Raw genomic sequence first — 14,538 nt, 5'->3', positions numbered from 1 at the left:
ACCCCGATACTGTATTCATATACAGTATCGTGCATACCAGCATCTTTCCAGCACCTCTGGTCAGCGAACCCTCACGCCAAGCCATGCCAGCGCAGGTAAGGCGCATGGCTCACTGGCCGCCCCAAAAACGCCTCGATGCCTTCGCGCAACGGGCGTGATGCCCCCGGGGCGAATAGCGCCTCCTGCAGCGCCCGGCCAGTGGCGCGGTCCAGCAGCCCAGCCGCTTCAAAGCGGGTGAACAGGTCCAAGGCGTGCACATCCGACCACAGATACGCATAAAAACCTGCATCGTAGCCATTCACCAAGTGACCAAAGGCATGCGCAGGCCGCTCGAAGTCGGCCAGTGGCCAAAAACCACAGCGCTCCCGCGCGTCAGCCATGCGCTGCGCAAGTGTCCTGCCGTCGTTCGGCGTGGCATGCAGGTCCATGTCAAATAACGCCAGGCTCAGTTCAGCGGCGGTTTCCTGTACCCCCTGCTGGCGTAACCACTGGAAACACTCATTAACCCGCGAGCGGGTGAGTTGGCTGCCGTCTGCCTGGTGCGACGAAACCGTCACCAGGTAATCCGCGTCCCATACCCAGCGCTCGAACAGCTTGCCGAACAGCTCCACACCATCGGTGCCAAGTTCGGTCACGTTGGACATCACATGGTTGGTTGTACGCACCAGCAGGTGGTGCAGCGCATGGCCAAATTCGTGGTACATCTTGCGCAAAGACAGGTGGTCGAGCAGTGGCTGGCTGCCCTGCGGCGCTTGCGGCACATCACAGAAGACCACCGCCGAGGCAGGCTGGTAGACCCCCTCGGCATCGACCCGGCGGTTGCGTATGTAGGTCGTCATCACCGTGTTCGCCTGCTTGCCGGCATGCTGCACGGCATCCAGGTACAGGTAACCAATAAAGGCATGGTCCTGCCACACTTCGAACGTTTGCACGCTTTCATCCCAAGTGGGGAGCGCTTTGGGCAGCAGCAACACCCCAAACAGCATTTCCGCCAGCTGCTGCAACGCCGTCACAACCGCGCGCAACGGGAAGTACTCGCGCAGGGCCTCAGTGGAGAGTTCGGTAGGCGAGGGTGCTTGCAGGTAATCGACATCCCACGGTTGGACATCAGCCATACCCTTGGCTGCAGCCTGGTGCTCGACACTCGAACGCCTTTGCAGCATTGCGGGGCGGACCTGCGCAGCGAGGTCATGAAGAAAGCCGCGTACCTGTTCGAGCGAGCCGGCACTCTTGGCCTGCAGGCTCTGTTCGGGATGGCTGGCAAAACCGAGCAGGCGAGCCTTTTCATCGCGCAGCTGCGCCAGTTGCTGAAGATGCGAACCGTTGTCCAGCTGCGGGTCAGGGCTGACGCCGCGGGTGTGGTAGGCCCGATACACGCGCTCACGGAGCTCGCGGTTGTCGGCGTGCTTGAGTACAGCCTCGGTGGCCACACTTTCACAGGCCACCAGCCAGCCCGGCTTGCCCGCCTCTTGTGCCCTTGCAGCCAACTCGTCGCGTACCCGTATAGGTATGCCCACCAGTTCGGCTTCATCCGTGATATTCAGCCCAGGCCTGTTGATATTGGTGCGGAAGGCATCAAGGGCTTTGCCAATCTGAGCCTGCAGCTCGACCAAACGTGCTTTGCCGGCCGGGTCGAGCAAAGCCCCACTGGTGTTGAATTTGCCAAGATGCCAGCGCAGAGTGGCGCGCTTCTGGGCATCCAGATTTTTGCCAACGTCGCTGGCAGCCAAGTGTTCGTAGAGGTTTTGCAGCCTGTTGTCGGCGAATTTTTGTTCAAACCGCGCCGTCGCCTGGGCGAAGAAGCCAATGATGGCGCTGGCCCAGTCCTGATCCCTGCCAACCAGTGGCGAGGCAGCGTACAACGCGGCCAGCAATTGCGCATCCAAGCCATCCACCGCCAGCACCATATCATCCCAGGTCGGCATATCGCCCTGTTCGACGAGAATGCGCTCGATACCTTGCTCATGTGCTGAAAGCACATGAGCAAAGGCCTCCCGCATGTTTTCAAGGGTGATTGCTGGGTAATCGACGGGGATATCGCTTTTTTGCAGTAACGGGTTGTCCATGGCGCAATACCTGCTGTTGATGAAGAGCAGGCGAGCCTAAATGGCCAGCGGGCAACGGGTGGCCTGAGTATCTACCACCCGTGCATGCCTTGCCTGCCCGGGCACGGCGCCCGGGCGGCACGACGGCGTTATTCTGCCGGTTTCTTCAACTTCGGGTTAGGGAAGAACTGCACCGTCTGCACCTTGGCCGGCGCGGCTTTCGGTGCCAGATGGTTGACCCGAGTGCCAAGCTCCTTGGGCACCGACAACCCCTGTTCGTTGAGGGTGTCAGTAAAGCCGCAGGCCACGCACTCGCGGTGCGGCACGCCGTCTTCGCTCCACATCATCAGCTTGTCGGGCTCGCTGCACGCCGGGCATACAGCCCCGGCAATGAAGCGCTTCTTGGTCTTGGTCACGGCTACCTCACTCATGCTGCAGCGTCCTCGCTCAGGCCACTGTGGCGCAGCAAGGCATCGATGGAAGGCTCACGGCCACGGAAGTCGACGAACAACACCATCGGCTCGCGCGAACCGCCACGGGCCAGGATAGCCTCACGGAATGCGCGACCGGTTTCGGCATTCAGCACGCCTTCTTCCTCGAAGCGCGAGAAGGCGTCAGCCGACAGCACTTCGGCCCATTTGTAGCTGTAGTAGCCCGCCGCGTAACCGCCAGCAAAGATGTGTGCAAAGCTGTTGGGGAAGCGGTTGTACGCGGGTGGGCGCATGACCGACACCTCGTCGCGCACGCCTTCAAGTACCTGCAGCACGCTGCGGCCATCGCCATGGCTGGCATGCAGCTCGAAGTCGAACAGCGAGAACTCCAACTGGCGCACCATCATCATGCCCGACTGGAAATTCTTCGCTGCCAGCATCTTGCTCAGCAGGTCCTGAGGCAGAGCCGCACCGGTCTCGAAGTGGCCGGAGATCAGCGCCAGGCCTTCTGGCTCCCAGCACCAGTTTTCCATGAACTGGCTGGGCAGCTCGACCGCGTCCCAGGCCACGCCGTTGATGCCGGAAACGCCGGCATGCTCGATGCGGGTCAGCAGGTGGTGCAGGCCATGACCGAACTCATGGAACAGTGTAGTGACTTCATCGTGGGTCAGCAGCGCCGGTTTGCCGGGCGCGGCCGGGGTGAAATTGCATACCAGGTTGGCTACCGGGCTCTGCAGCTGGCCGCTGGCAGTACGACGCCGGTCGCGGGCGCCGTCCATCCAGGCACCACCACGCTTGTTGGCTCGGGCATACAGGTCGAAGAAGAAGCGGCCGACGTGCTGGCCGTTTTCCTTGATCTCGAACAGGCGCACGTCCGCGTGCCAGCTGTCGAAGCCCTTGAGTTCGGCGATTTCGATGCCGTACAGGCGCTGCACGATGCTGAACAGGCCGCCCAGTACCTTGTCGATCGGGAAGTACGCGCGCAGGGCTTCCTGCGACACGCTGTAGCGCTGTTCGCGCAGCTTCTCGCCGTAATAGCCGGCATCCCAGCTGGCCAGCTCATGGCAGCCCTGCTCAGCGGCGTAGGCTTTGAGCTGCTCCAGGTCCTGGGCGGCGAACGGCTTGGAACGTTTGGCCAGGTCACGCAGGAAGCTCAACACCTGGTCGCTGGACTCGGCCATCTTGGTGGCCAGGCTCAGTTCGGCGTAGTTCTTGTAGCCCAGCAGCTCGGCCAGCTCCTGGCGCAGGGCGAGAATTTCCTGCATTACCGGGCCGTTGTCGAACTGGCCGGCATTCGGGCCTTGGTCCGAGGCGCGGGTACAGTAGGCGGCGTACAACTCTTCGCGCAGGGCGCGGTCGCTGGCGTAGGTCATCACCGCGTAGTAGCTGGGGAATTCCAAGGTAATCAACCAGCCGTCGAGGCCCTTGGCCTGGGCGGCGGCAGCCATTTGTGCCTTGGCCGAATCGGTCAGGCCGGCCAGTGCGGCTTCGTCAGTGACGTGCTTGGTCCAGGCCTGGGTGGCGTCGAGCAACTGGTTGGAGAAACGGCTGCCCAGCTCGCTGAGCTTGCTTTGTACTTCGGCGTAGCGCTGCTGCTTGTCCGCTGGCAGGTCGATACCCGACAGGCGGAAGTCACGCAGGGCGTGCTCGAGGATAGTCTTTTGCGCCACGTCGAAGCTGGCGGCCTCGGGGCTGTTGATCAGCGCCTGGTAGGCGTCGAACAGCGCACGGTTCTGGCCCAGTTCGGTAGAGTAGGCACTCAGCGCCGGCAGGCACGACTCATAGGCCTCGCGCAACTCCTGGTTGTTGCACACCGCATTGAGATGGCTGACCGGGCTCCAGGCGGCACCCAGACGGTCGTTCAGTTCGTCCATGGCCAGCACCAGGCCGGCCCAGGTCGGGTTACTGCCCTGCTTTTCGAGGATCTCGGCAATGGCTTTACGGTTGTCGGCCAGGATCGCTTCGATCGCCGGCAACACGTGCTCAGCACGGATTTGCGAGAAGGGCGGCAGATCGTAGGACTGCAGAAGTGGGTTGTTCGCACTCACGGTTTGGATACCTTGGCAGAAGAAACACTGCCCCATCTTAATTACAATCGACGCCGACCGCAGCAGGCAGCCTGCCTATCGGCACAGATGAGAGACGCTATCATGGCCATCCGAAGCTTCCAGCAACACACTCCGAAAGTTGGGCCCCGGGCCTTCGTCGACCGTTCGGCGGTGGTGTTGGGCGACGTGGAGATTGGCGAAGACAGCTCGGTCTGGCCGCTGACCGTGGTGCGCGGCGACATGCACCGCATCCGCATCGGCGCGCGCACCAGCGTGCAAGACGGCAGCGTGCTGCACATTACCCACGCCGGCCCTTTCAACCCGGACGGCTTCCCGCTGATCATCGGCGACGAGGTAACAATCGGCCACAAGGTCATGCTGCATGGCTGTACCCTGGGCAACCGCATCCTGGTCGGTATGGGCAGCACCATCATGGATGGTGCCATTGTCGAGGACGAAGTGATCATCGGCGCCGGCAGCCTGGTACCGCCCGGCAAGCGCCTGGTCAGCGGTTACCTGTACATGGGCAGCCCGGTGAAGCAGGCCCGACTGCTGAACGACAAGGAACGCGCGTTCTTCTCCTACAGTGCCAGCAACTATGTGAAGCTCAAGGACCAGCACCTGGCCGAAGGCTACCACCAACCTGAATGACCACATTCGCGGGCTTGCCCGCGAAGAAGGCCACGCAGCACTCACGTGGAACCCAATAAATGCACCAGCAACATATCCTGTTCGACCTCGACGGCACCCTGACCGATCCCCGCCAGGGCATCACCCGCTCGATCCAATACGCGCTGGCCAAGCTGGGCATCGACGAGCCAGACCTGAGCCGCCTCGAACACTTCATCGGCCCGCCCCTGCTGCAGGCCTTCATGCAGTTCTACCACTTCGACGAGGCTAAAGCCTGGGAGGCGGTGAACTTCTATCGGGAGCGGTTCAGCGCCACCGGCCTCTACGAGAACCTGGTATTCGAAGGTGTGCCGGAGCTACTCGAAGCCCTCAATAGCCAAGGCCGCACGCTGTACATCGCCACCTCCAAGCCGTGGCAGTTCGCCCGGGAAATCGCCCGGCATTTCACCTTCGACCAGCACTTCAAGGTGATCTACGGCAGTGAACTGGACGGCACCCGCACCAACAAGGTCGAACTGATTCGCCACCTGCTGGATGAAGAAGGGCTAGACCCGGCGCAAACGCTGATGATCGGTGACCGCAAGCATGACCTGATCGGTGCGCGCAGCAATGGCTTGCAGGCGGTAGCGGTGGGGTATGGGTTTGGTAGCCAGGAAGAGTTGATGGCGGAGGCGCCGGCGTTCCACTTTGCTACCTTGGCCGAGATGCATCAGGCGTTCCTTAAGGCTTGATGGCCCTGGGGGCTGCTTTGCAGCCCATCGCAGGCAAGCCACACGTCAGGCCGCACCGATTTCAAGCCATGCGCAGTACCGGTGGGAGTTGGCTTGCCGACGATGGGCCGCAAAGCGGCCCCAAATGCTCACAGGTTCACCATCAACCGCTGCAATGCCGCTTTCCTCTCTTCAATCGGCATCCGCCCCAACTGCTCGACCTGCTGATAAAACCGCGCCCAGTCCCCACCCACCTCACGGAATACCGCCGCAAACGCCGGCACCCACTGGTCATACAGCCCAAACGGCAACAACTTGGCATTGTTCATCGGCCCATACATCCACGCGTCATAACGCTTGTCACCCCCCCAAGCGCCATCGCGCAAATGCCGATACTCCTGCCTTAGCCGCTCGAACTCCGCCTGCTTGGCAATCCGCTTGTGCGCATCATCCAACTGCCCGGCATAAATCGCCTGCAACCGCTCGCGGCTGGCCAGCACCAACCGGATGAATTGGTCACGCTGCTGCCCCTGGTCCGCACCCTCCGCGGCAAGCCCACGCGCCAGTCGCCATTGCCGCGTGCCTTCCTGCTCGACAAAAGAGGCAAACGACTCGTTGAACTCGGTGTCGTCCTGCACATACAAGCGCTGGTGGGCCAACTCATGGAAAATCAACGTGGCCAAGCGCTCGTCGCCCCAGCCAACCATCGACGACAGGATCGGGTCATCGAACCAGCCCAAGGTGGAATAGGCCTCCACGCCGCCCACGTAAACGTCCATGCCGCCCTGGCGCATCAATGCCGCCGCCCCACGCGCAGCGCCGGGCTGGTAGTAGCCGCGGTACGCCACGCAGCCTGCAATCGGGAAGCAGTGCGTCACCGGCTGCAACGACAGCTCGGGCGTGGCGAAGACATTCCACACCACGTAGGGCCGGCCAAGGTCGGCATAAACCCGGTAGCTGCGGTTGTCGGGCAGTTTCAGCTGCTGGCTGGCAAACGCTCGCGCCTGCTCCGCACGCGCCAGGCGCGTGCGCAGTTGCACCGAGGTGGCCGGGTCGGCCAGTACCTGCTCCACCGGCTGGCGTGCGCGCAGCAACTGCCACTGGCCCTCGGCAAGCTGGCCATAGTAGGCCGCGCTGCTGCAACCGTTCAGCAGGAGCAGCGCCAGCAGCGGAACCAAACGGGTGAAAATGCGGTCGAGTGCCCCAGGGCCTGAGCGCTGAATAAGAAAAAGTCGAAGCATCCGGGACTGTCTGACTCGCTCATGGCCAATTCGCTCCAAGACTATCTCGCCAAGGGGGAGTTTCGCCATGCGTGCACTGTTGGTCACCGGCTCACTGTTGCTGATATCCGCCTGTTCGACCTTGCCAGACCCAGACCCAAACCAGGCCTGGATCGACCTCACGCCGTACCAAGACACTTCGCTGCACGCTGTGCAGGTAGACGAACGCGACTGGGCTGATAGCCGTTATTTCGAAGTGCAGCCCGGCAGCCACGAGCTGACCGTGCGCTATCAGTTTGCAGTTACGCCCAGCAACATTGGCCCAGTCGACCAGCCACTGTGGCGCGATTGCCAGGTCAAACTGACCTTCAAGGACTTCAGCGCCGGCCAGCGCTACCAGTTGCAGGCCGGTAGCATCGGTTTCCGCCCCTGGATCAAACTCTACGACCACCAGCAAAAACTGCTCGGCCAGGGTTTGCCTGCAGGCTGCCAACGCACCTGAACCGCGCAAACGGCGCTATGCTTGAAGGGTGTAAATCGCAAGTGGGAGTTTTGCCATGCGCCAGCCCATGATGCTGATCGCCCTCAGTGCGCTGGGGGCTTGCGCCAGCCCCTTGCCGCCCGTCGACCCCAAGCAGGCCTGGGTCGATCTCTACACCATGACACCCGGTAGGGTGATCATGGCCGACCGCCTTGATGGCAAGCGCCTGGACGATGGCCGCTACTTCCAGGTGACGCCGGGTAAACACGAACTGGTGGTGCGCTTCGATTATGAAATCTACGCGGGGGGCGTCATGACCGAGCCCAGAGACCGTACCTGCTACCTGACCGTACGCTTTGACAACTTCAAGGCCGGCGAGCGCTATCGCCTGGAGGCGAGGGCGCCAGTGATGGAGCCGCAGGTGCTGCTGTATGACGCCAGCCGCAAGGTACTGGTGAACGAGCCTAGCGAGGTGTTCTGCATTCCTTGATTCAGGGGCCGCAAAGCCCCTGAATCCCAAACCTACCGATCATTCTTCTGGTAGATGATCTTCTTTGTCCCACCATCGCAAGTGCCGACCACCATATTCGGGTCCTTGACCTCGCTGTTGGGCACGATCTCCAAGGTATAGGACGCAACCCCCTGCGCCTGGATCTTGGCCTCGATCTCGGCTTTGAGTTCCTCGCACGGCTTTACTGCCGCCAGCGTTGAGGTGGCGACCAGGGGAGCCAACAAGGCGATTGCTAGGCGAATCATGAAACCGCTCCTGATAGGGCAGCGTGCTGCCGACGCTGTTTAGACTACAACAAACCGCCCTAATTGCACCGCTTCAACCCACCAGCGCCGCATCCAGGCTGATTTTCGCGTTCAGCACCTTGGACACTGGGCACCCCGCCTTGGCCTTGTTGGCAATTTCCAGGAACTGCGCCTCGCTCGCGCCCGGCACCTTGGCCCTGAGCACCAGATGCACAGCGGTAATGGCAAAACCGTCAGGTTGCTTGTCGAGCGTCACCTCGGCAGCGGTGTCAATCCGCTCGGCAGTCAACCCCGCTTCGCCTAGCATCATCGACAGCGCCATCGAGAAGCAGCCGGCGTGTGCCGCGCCGATCAGTTCTTCCGGGTTGGTCCCGGGCGAGCCCTCGAAACGGGTATTGAAACCGTAAGGGTTCTGCTTCAGCGCGCCACTTTCGGTAGAAAGCAGGCCTTTGCCATCCTTCAGGCCACCTTGCCAGATCGCCGATGCTGTCTTTTTCATGATGCCTCCTGGTCGCTGGGTTACGTACTTATGGGTTCAGAGGCCAGGCGCCTACGGCAAGTTCAGATCATTCGCATAGCAAGCATTGAATCCAACGAATACGCCCATACAGAGTCAATAAGGCCTCTGGCCAACCACTTTTGCGGAGGCTCCTATGACCCAGCTGCGTGACCTGAAGATTTCCACCCTCGACCTGGTGCCCGTGCGCGCTGACGCTGGCCCCGCGCAGTCATTGCGCAATTCGTTGGACCTGGCGCAACACGTCGAACGCTTTGGCTACAACCGCTTCTGGGTGGCCGAGCACCACAACATGGACGGCATCGCCAGTTCGGCCACCTCGGTGCTGATTGGTTACTTGGCCGGTGGCACCTCGACCATTCGCGTGGGCTCTGGCGGGGTCATGCTGCCCAACCACGCGCCGCTGGTGATTGCCGAACAGTTTGGCACCCTGGCCAGCCTCTACCCAGGGCGCATCGACCTCGGCCTGGGGCGCGCGCCGGGTTCCGACCAGATGACCGCCTACGCCCTGCGCCGCGATCGCGCTGGCAGCCCGGACGACTTCCCGGACGATGTCGAAGAACTGTCGCGCTACCTCGGCCCGCGCACCGATGATCAAAAAGTGATCGCCGTGCCCGGGTATGACACCGACATACCGATGTGGCTGCTTGGCTCCAGCCTATTCAGTGCCCAGCTGGCCGGCATGCGCGGCATGCCCTATGCCTTCGCCTCGCACTTCGCGCCGCGCTACATGCACGAGGCGATCCGCGTTTACCGCAACCACTTCAAGCCCTCGACCACGCTGGCCAAGCCGTATGTGATGCTGGGCATCCCCATGGTAGTAGCGGATACCGATGAAAAGGCCGAATACCTGGCCACCTCGGTGTACCAGCGCATCCTGGCGCTGATTCGCGGGCAGAGTCTGATGCAAAAGCCGCCTGTGGAGAGCATGGATGGGCTGTGGTTGCCCCACGAGCGGGATGCGGTTGGCAGCTTCCTGGGCCTGGCGATGATTGGCAGCCCACAGAAGGTGCGGGCCAAGGTGGAGGTGCTGCTGGAGCAAACCGGTGCGGATGAGCTGATCTTTACCTGTGATTTGTATGAGCATGCTGACCGGATTCGGTCCTATGAGCTGATGGCGCAGGCCCTCAAGAGCGCGTGACCTTCTTCGCGGGCAAGCCCGCGAAGAAGCCAACACATCAGCCGCGGCGGTACACAATCTCCTTGGTCCCGCCCTCGCAGCTACCAATCACCTTGCCGGCCGGCTCGCCCTTGTTGACGATCTCCAGCTTGTAGCCGGTGACGCCCTTGGCATCCAGCTTGGCGGCAATCTCCGCCTTCAGCTCCTCGCACGGCTTGCCGGCTGCAAGCGCACCGCCGGCCAGGGTCATCAGACCCAGCGCCAGAATCAGTTTGTTCATCAATCGCTTTCCTTGTGCAGATGAAATCAGAAAGGGCGCCCGCCAGGGCGCCCCCTTCCTAATACCCGATCCCGCCGAGCTCATCCAGCCCGGCTGTGTTTCAGCTATTGGCGATACGGAAGCCAACCTTCAGCGTGACCTGAAAGTGCGCCGCCTTGTTGTCGCGGATATGGCCCCGGGTATCGATCACTTCAAACCACTCCAGGTGCTTGATGCTCTTTCCGGCTTCGGCCAAGGCGTTGTTGATCGCCTCCTCGATGCTGGTAGGTGAAGACCCCACCAGCTCAATCTTCTTGTACGTGTGATGATCGGTCATGAGCGCTCTCCTTGGATAACGGTGAGGTTCAGCCTAGCAGCGCAGGCCGGGTTTACCCTGCGAGCCGTCACCGTTGGTAAAAGTTCGATCGCACTTTCACGCCGACCTAAGGTCGCATTCCTTACAGTCCCTACTGCAAAGGAGAGTCAACATGCCCCGCCACTCGCTGCGTAAGACGTCCCTGGAAAGCATGGAAGCGGAGATCGAGAGCCTTCTGAAAAGCTTGGAGAACCTCAAGCATGATGCGTCGGAAGAGTCCCAGAAATCGGTAAAGGCAATGCGCAGCAACGCCGAGAGCGCCCTTCGTCATTCGCGCAGCCTGCTCAGCGATGCCTATGACGAAGTGAAACAACGTACGCGCCAAACGGGTATCGCTACCCGTGACTACGCCCAGGAACACCCGTATACCACCGCTGGCGTAGCCATAGGCGCACTGGGCCTATTGGCGGCGTATCTGATGTGCAAACGCAACTAAGCGCTCTGCCGCGCAAGCTCCGCACGTAGCCACTGCGCCAACTGCTCGGCGCGCCCATCTGCGGCGCGCCGGGGCACCCACAGTGCCAATGCCGCAGGGGTTGGTGAAAAGCCCCATGGCGCACTCAAACGGCCTGCCCGCAGGTCATCTGCGACCAGCGGTTGCGGCGCAATGGCCACACCCAAGCCCGCCACGGCCGCTTCCAATAGGTAATACAGGTGCTCGAAGGCCTGGCCATAGTGGAGGGCCTCCGGGTTCAGGCCCTGTTCCAGCGCCCAGGTCGGCCACGCCTGCGGGCGCGAGGTGGTGTGCAGCAGCGCCTCGCCCAGCAAGGCCTTGGCAGGTGCCCCCAGCAAGCGCTCGCAGCCAGCGAAATGCGGGCTGAGCACCGGCCCAATGCGCTCCTCGGCCAGCACATGCACCTGCATGTCGGCAGGCCACGGAGGCTCGGCATATACCAGCAGCGCATCCAGCCCTGGCCGCCGAGGGTCGAGGTCGCCTTCCCCCGCCGACAGGTGCAAGCGCAACTCCGGCAAATCCGCCTGCAGCCGCCCCAACCGCGGAATGAACCAGCGCGCCAGCAGGCTGCCCGAACAGCCCAGCACGAACGGTGCCTCGCTTCCGTCGCGGCTGAGTTCGGCACAGACGCTGCGCAGCCGGTCGAAGGCCTCGCTGCTGGCATCACGCAGGCGGGCGCCAGCATCTGTGAGTTTGATGCCACGCCCATCCTTGACGAACAGCGCCGTGCCCAAGTGTTCCTCGAGCACTTTGATCTGCCGGCTAACAGCGCCATGGGTTACGTGCAGCGCTTCAGCCGCCTGGCTGACGCTGTTAAGCCGAGCAGTAGCCTCAAAGGCCCGCAGGGCGTTGAGGGGAGGGAGGTCGTGGGCCATTTTACCTGTGAGTTTTTCTGACAAGTTTGCGCAATCTTATCGGTTTTCAGCCGGGCTTGCCGTGGTTACAGTAAAGCCCATCACTCATTCATTACGCCTTGGAGCGCCCCATGACCCAGTCCCAATACCGCCCCGGCCCCGACGCCAATGGCCTGTTCGGCTCGTTCGGCGGCCGTTACGTGGCCGAAACCCTGATGCCACTGGTGCTGGACCTGGCCCGCGAATACGAAGCGGCCAAGGCTGACCCCAAGTTCCTCGAAGAGCTGGCCTACTTCCAGCGCGACTACATCGGCCGCCCCAACCCGCTGTACTTCGCCGAACGCCTGACCGAACACTGCGGCGGCGCGAAGATTTTCTTCAAGCGTGAAGAGCTTAACCACACCGGCGCGCACAAGGTGAACAACTGCATCGGCCAGGTACTGCTGGCCAAACGCATGGGCAAGAAGCGCCTGATCGCCGAAACCGGCGCCGGCATGCACGGTGTAGCCACCGCCACCGTCGCCGCCCGTTTTGGCCTGCCTTGCGTGATCTACATGGGTGCCACTGACATCGAGCGCCAGCAGGCCAACGTATTCCGCATGAAGCTGCTGGGCGCTGAGATCGTCCCAGTTACCGCCGGCACCGGCACCCTGAAGGACGCCATGAACGAGGCGCTGCGCGACTGGGTTACCAACGTCGACGACACCTTCTACCTGATCGGCACCGTCGCCGGCCCACACCCTTACCCGGCCATGGTCCGCGACTTCCAGTCGATCATCGGCAAAGAAACCCGCGCCCAGCTGCACGAGAAAGAAGGCCGCCTGCCAGACAGTCTGGTCGCCTGCGTAGGCGGTGGTTCCAACGCCATGGGCCTGTTCCATGAATTCCTCGAAGAGCCGAGCGTGCAGATTATCGGCGTTGAAGCCGGCGGCCATGGCGTACACACCGACAAGCACGCAGCCAGCCTGAACGGCGGCGTACCAGGTGTGCTGCACGGCAACCGTACCTACCTGCTGCAGGATGAAGACGGCCAAATCACCGATGCCCACTCGATTTCCGCCGGCCTGGACTACCCGGGCATCGGCCCGGAGCACGCCTACCTGCACGAAGTGAAACGCGTGGAATACGTCAGCATCACCGACGACGAAGCCCTCGACGCCTTCCATGCCTGCTGCCGCCTGGAGGGCATCATCCCAGCGCTGGAAAGCTCCCATGCGCTGGCCGAGGCGATCAAACGTGCACCGAACCTGCCTAAGGACCACCTGATGGTCGTGTGCCTGTCGGGCCGCGGCGACAAAGACATGCAAACCGTCATGAGCCATATGGCCGCCCAGGAGAAACAGGCATGAGCCGTCTTGAACAACGCTTCGCCGAACTGAAGGCCGAAGGCCGCTCGGCACTGGTCACCTTCGTCACCGCGGGCGACCCGGGCTACGACGCCTCGCTGCAGATCCTCAAGGGCCTGCCGGCTGCCGGGGCCGACGTGATCGAACTGGGCATGCCGTTCACCGACCCGATGGCCGATGGCGTGGCTATTCAGCTGGCCACCCTGCGCGCCCTGGAAGCCGGCCAGACCTTGGCCAAGACCCTGCAAATGGTTCGCGAATTCCGTGTGGATAACCAGACCACGCCGATCGTGCTGATGGGCTACTACAACCCGATCCACCGCTTTGGCGTGGAAAAGTTCGTGGCCGAAGCCAAGCAAGCGGGGGTCGATGGCCTGATCATCGTCGACCTGCCGCCAGAGCACGACGCCGAGCTGGCTAGCCCAGCCCAGGCTGCGGGCATCGACTTCATCCGCCTGACCACCCCGACCACTGACGATGCGCGCCTGCCGCGCGTGCTGGAGCGCAGCTCCGGGTTTGTCTACTACGTGTCGGTGGCCGGTGTGACCGGTGCCGGTTCGGCGACCACCGAACACGTGACCGAGGCCATCGCCCGCCTGCGTCGGCATACCGATCTGCCGATCAGCGTTGGCTTTGGCATTCGTACGCCAGAGCAGGCAGCGAACATTGCCCGCTTGGCGGATGGTGTGGTGGTGGGCTCTGCGTTGGTCGACAAGATTGCCCAGGCCAAGAGTGCCGATCAGGCGGTGAGCGACGTATTGAGCCTGTGCTCGGCGCTGGCTGAAGGGGTACGCGGCGCTCGTCGCTAAACCGCATCGCCTGGTTCGCGGGCAAGCCCGCTCCTACAGGTATCGTGTCATCCCTGTAGGAGCGGGCTTGCCCGTGAAGAGGCCATACCAGCCAATAGATACCTACCCACCAAACATCGACAGGTCCAAAGGCCGCACAGCCCCCATCCAGATCGCATGATCGCGGTGGTCCGCCAACTCATCCCCGGTCAGCGGGTGCATGAACACCACCAACCCTTTCCGATACAGCGCCAACCAAGGCAACACCACTCCCACAATTTCCGGCTCGAAGGCTAACTGACAGCTCCAGTCCGGGTGCGGCCCAACCGGTTTTTGATGCATGCGCCCCATGGTTACCGGGAACAGCCGCGAAGCCTCTTCGCACAGTTCACGGGCCTGCTGCATGGTCGCTGCGTCGTAGTACACATGGGCGTGGTAACCCTTGATCCTCTGCACGATAACTCCTGATTGCGGTCCAACCATCACCACCTGCAAAGGGAGTG

The 14,538-nt window shown here is 62.2% G+C and carries 18 protein-coding genes; 8 read left to right on the top strand and 10 right to left on the bottom strand.

Annotated elements, in window-relative coordinates; all coding sequences use genetic code 11:
• Window positions 1–71: 71 nt before the first annotated feature.
• The 3 genes from DV532_RS00250 to prlC form a co-directional block, all read right to left on the bottom strand.
• Window positions 72–2,066 carry a M3 family metallopeptidase gene (locus tag DV532_RS00250; RefSeq protein WP_056793762.1) on the bottom strand — a complete coding sequence of 665 codons (1,995 nt, stop codon included), beginning with the start codon at window positions 2,064–2,066 and terminating at the stop codon, window positions 72–74.
• A 128-nt stretch (window positions 2,067–2,194) separates the two neighbouring features.
• Window positions 2,195–2,476 (bottom strand): YheV family putative zinc ribbon protein, encoded by a 282-nt coding sequence (locus DV532_RS00245; RefSeq protein ID WP_056793765.1) that lies wholly within the window; start codon window positions 2,474–2,476, stop codon window positions 2,195–2,197.
• On the bottom strand, window positions 2,473–4,560 hold the full coding sequence (gene prlC, locus DV532_RS00240) for an oligopeptidase A (protein WP_056793766.1): 2,088 nt from the start codon (window positions 4,558–4,560) through the stop codon (window positions 2,473–2,475). Before prlC ends, DV532_RS00245 begins: the two co-directional genes overlap by 4 nt.
• A 66-nt stretch (window positions 4,561–4,626) precedes the next feature.
• On the opposite strand from prlC, the gene DV532_RS00235 reads away from it, so the two are divergent.
• Window positions 4,627–5,175 carry a gamma carbonic anhydrase family protein gene (locus DV532_RS00235; protein ID WP_056793768.1) on the top strand — a complete coding sequence of 183 codons (549 nt, stop codon included), beginning with the start codon at window positions 4,627–4,629 and terminating at the stop codon, window positions 5,173–5,175.
• Window positions 5,176–5,234: 59 nt separating this feature from the next.
• Window positions 5,235–5,885 carry an HAD family hydrolase gene (locus DV532_RS00230; RefSeq protein ID WP_056793771.1) on the top strand — a complete coding sequence of 217 codons (651 nt, stop codon included), beginning with the start codon at window positions 5,235–5,237 and terminating at the stop codon, window positions 5,883–5,885.
• A gap of 128 nt (window positions 5,886–6,013) precedes the next feature.
• On the opposite strand, the gene DV532_RS00225 is transcribed toward DV532_RS00230, so the two are convergent.
• On the bottom strand, window positions 6,014–7,087 hold the full coding sequence (locus tag DV532_RS00225) for an aminopeptidase (RefSeq protein ID WP_056796582.1): 1,074 nt from the start codon (window positions 7,085–7,087) through the stop codon (window positions 6,014–6,016).
• 85 nt (window positions 7,088–7,172) lie between these two features.
• Between DV532_RS00225 and DV532_RS00220 the strand changes: the two genes are divergently transcribed.
• Both DV532_RS00220 and DV532_RS00215 read left to right on the top strand, forming a co-directional pair.
• Complete coding sequence (locus DV532_RS00220; protein ID WP_056793773.1) at window positions 7,173–7,586, top strand: hypothetical protein; 414 nt, start codon at window positions 7,173–7,175, stop codon at window positions 7,584–7,586.
• Between the two features lie 55 nt (window positions 7,587–7,641).
• Window positions 7,642–8,055, top strand: coding sequence for a hypothetical protein (locus DV532_RS00215; RefSeq protein ID WP_056793775.1), 414 nt, complete (start codon window positions 7,642–7,644; stop codon window positions 8,053–8,055).
• 32 nt (window positions 8,056–8,087) lie between these two features.
• Here DV532_RS00215 and DV532_RS00210 read toward each other — a convergent pair whose 3' ends face one another.
• Together DV532_RS00210 and DV532_RS00205 are read right to left on the bottom strand one after the other, a co-directional pair.
• A complete protein-coding gene (locus tag DV532_RS00210; protein WP_056793777.1) occupies window positions 8,088–8,321 on the bottom strand; it encodes a DUF1161 domain-containing protein in 234 nt (77 codons plus the stop codon).
• Between the two features lie 73 nt (window positions 8,322–8,394).
• Window positions 8,395–8,820, bottom strand: coding sequence for an OsmC family protein (locus DV532_RS00205; protein WP_056793779.1), 426 nt, complete (start codon window positions 8,818–8,820; stop codon window positions 8,395–8,397).
• 154 nt (window positions 8,821–8,974) lie between these two features.
• Here DV532_RS00205 and DV532_RS00200 point away from each other — a divergent pair, with 154 nt between their 5' ends.
• Window positions 8,975–9,979: an LLM class flavin-dependent oxidoreductase gene (locus tag DV532_RS00200; protein WP_056793781.1), complete on the top strand. Its 1,005-nt coding sequence runs from the start codon at window positions 8,975–8,977 to the stop codon at window positions 9,977–9,979.
• Between the two features lie 37 nt (window positions 9,980–10,016).
• Here DV532_RS00200 and DV532_RS00195 read toward each other — a convergent pair whose 3' ends face one another.
• Both DV532_RS00195 and DV532_RS00190 read right to left on the bottom strand, forming a co-directional pair.
• Entirely contained in the window at window positions 10,017–10,238 is a 222-nt protein-coding gene (locus DV532_RS00195) for a DUF1161 domain-containing protein (RefSeq protein WP_056793783.1), read from the bottom strand.
• Between the two features lie 100 nt (window positions 10,239–10,338).
• A complete protein-coding gene (locus tag DV532_RS00190) occupies window positions 10,339–10,554 on the bottom strand; it encodes a dodecin (protein WP_056793784.1) in 216 nt (71 codons plus the stop codon).
• A gap of 151 nt (window positions 10,555–10,705) precedes the next feature.
• Between DV532_RS00190 and DV532_RS00185 the strand changes: the two genes are divergently transcribed.
• Window positions 10,706–11,029 (top strand): YqjD family protein, encoded by a 324-nt coding sequence (locus tag DV532_RS00185; protein ID WP_056793787.1) that lies wholly within the window; start codon window positions 10,706–10,708, stop codon window positions 11,027–11,029.
• On the opposite strand, the gene DV532_RS00180 is transcribed toward DV532_RS00185, so the two are convergent.
• The gene (locus DV532_RS00180; protein WP_056793789.1) at window positions 11,026–11,922 is read right to left on the bottom strand and encodes a LysR family transcriptional regulator; all 897 of its coding nucleotides are present in this window, start codon (window positions 11,920–11,922) and stop codon (window positions 11,026–11,028) included. The genes DV532_RS00185 and DV532_RS00180 overlap by 4 nt on opposite strands.
• A 110-nt stretch (window positions 11,923–12,032) precedes the next feature.
• Here DV532_RS00180 and trpB point away from each other — a divergent pair, with 110 nt between their 5' ends.
• Together trpB and trpA are read left to right on the top strand one after the other, a co-directional pair.
• Complete coding sequence (gene trpB / locus DV532_RS00175) at window positions 12,033–13,250, top strand: tryptophan synthase subunit beta (protein WP_056793791.1); 1,218 nt, start codon at window positions 12,033–12,035, stop codon at window positions 13,248–13,250.
• Window positions 13,247–14,056 (top strand): tryptophan synthase subunit alpha, encoded by an 810-nt coding sequence (gene trpA / locus DV532_RS00170; RefSeq protein WP_056793793.1) that lies wholly within the window; start codon window positions 13,247–13,249, stop codon window positions 14,054–14,056. The genes trpB and trpA overlap by 4 nt, the downstream gene beginning before the upstream one ends.
• A gap of 102 nt (window positions 14,057–14,158) precedes the next feature.
• Here trpA and DV532_RS00165 read toward each other — a convergent pair whose 3' ends face one another.
• Window positions 14,159–14,491 carry a DOPA 4,5-dioxygenase family protein gene (locus tag DV532_RS00165; RefSeq protein WP_056793795.1) on the bottom strand — a complete coding sequence of 111 codons (333 nt, stop codon included), beginning with the start codon at window positions 14,489–14,491 and terminating at the stop codon, window positions 14,159–14,161.
• Window positions 14,492–14,538: the final 47 nt, after the last annotated feature.

This window comes from Pseudomonas sp. Leaf58 (assembly GCF_003627215.1).
Taxonomy (GTDB): domain Bacteria; phylum Pseudomonadota; class Gammaproteobacteria; order Pseudomonadales; family Pseudomonadaceae; genus Aquipseudomonas.
Note: the sequence above shows the minus strand (reverse complement) of the source record. Positions and strands in the feature narration are given on the sequence as shown.

Coding starts and splice junctions, on each gene's coding strand:
- DV532_RS00250 (WP_056793762.1), bottom strand. CDS start 2,066: ATGGACAACCCGTTACTGCAAAAAAGCGATATCCCCGTCGATTACCCA.
- DV532_RS00235 (WP_056793768.1), top strand. CDS start 4,627: ATGGCCATCCGAAGCTTCCAGCAACACACTCCGAAAGTTGGGCCCCGG.
- DV532_RS00230 (WP_056793771.1), top strand. CDS start 5,235: ATGCACCAGCAACATATCCTGTTCGACCTCGACGGCACCCTGACCGAT.
- DV532_RS00220 (WP_056793773.1), top strand. CDS start 7,173: ATGCGTGCACTGTTGGTCACCGGCTCACTGTTGCTGATATCCGCCTGT.
- trpB (WP_056793791.1), top strand. CDS start 12,033: ATGACCCAGTCCCAATACCGCCCCGGCCCCGACGCCAATGGCCTGTTC.
- DV532_RS00205 (WP_056793779.1), bottom strand. CDS start 8,820: ATGAAAAAGACAGCATCGGCGATCTGGCAAGGTGGCCTGAAGGATGGC.
- prlC (WP_056793766.1), bottom strand. CDS start 4,560: ATGGGGCAGTGTTTCTTCTGCCAAGGTATCCAAACCGTGAGTGCGAAC.
- DV532_RS00215 (WP_056793775.1), top strand. CDS start 7,642: ATGCGCCAGCCCATGATGCTGATCGCCCTCAGTGCGCTGGGGGCTTGC.
- DV532_RS00195 (WP_056793783.1), bottom strand. CDS start 10,238: ATGAACAAACTGATTCTGGCGCTGGGTCTGATGACCCTGGCCGGCGGT.
- DV532_RS00245 (WP_056793765.1), bottom strand. CDS start 2,476: ATGAGTGAGGTAGCCGTGACCAAGACCAAGAAGCGCTTCATTGCCGGG.
- DV532_RS00200 (WP_056793781.1), top strand. CDS start 8,975: ATGACCCAGCTGCGTGACCTGAAGATTTCCACCCTCGACCTGGTGCCC.
- DV532_RS00180 (WP_056793789.1), bottom strand. CDS start 11,922: ATGGCCCACGACCTCCCTCCCCTCAACGCCCTGCGGGCCTTTGAGGCT.
- trpA (WP_056793793.1), top strand. CDS start 13,247: ATGAGCCGTCTTGAACAACGCTTCGCCGAACTGAAGGCCGAAGGCCGC.
- DV532_RS00210 (WP_056793777.1), bottom strand. CDS start 8,321: ATGATTCGCCTAGCAATCGCCTTGTTGGCTCCCCTGGTCGCCACCTCA.
- DV532_RS00185 (WP_056793787.1), top strand. CDS start 10,706: ATGCCCCGCCACTCGCTGCGTAAGACGTCCCTGGAAAGCATGGAAGCG.
- DV532_RS00190 (WP_056793784.1), bottom strand. CDS start 10,554: ATGACCGATCATCACACGTACAAGAAGATTGAGCTGGTGGGGTCTTCA.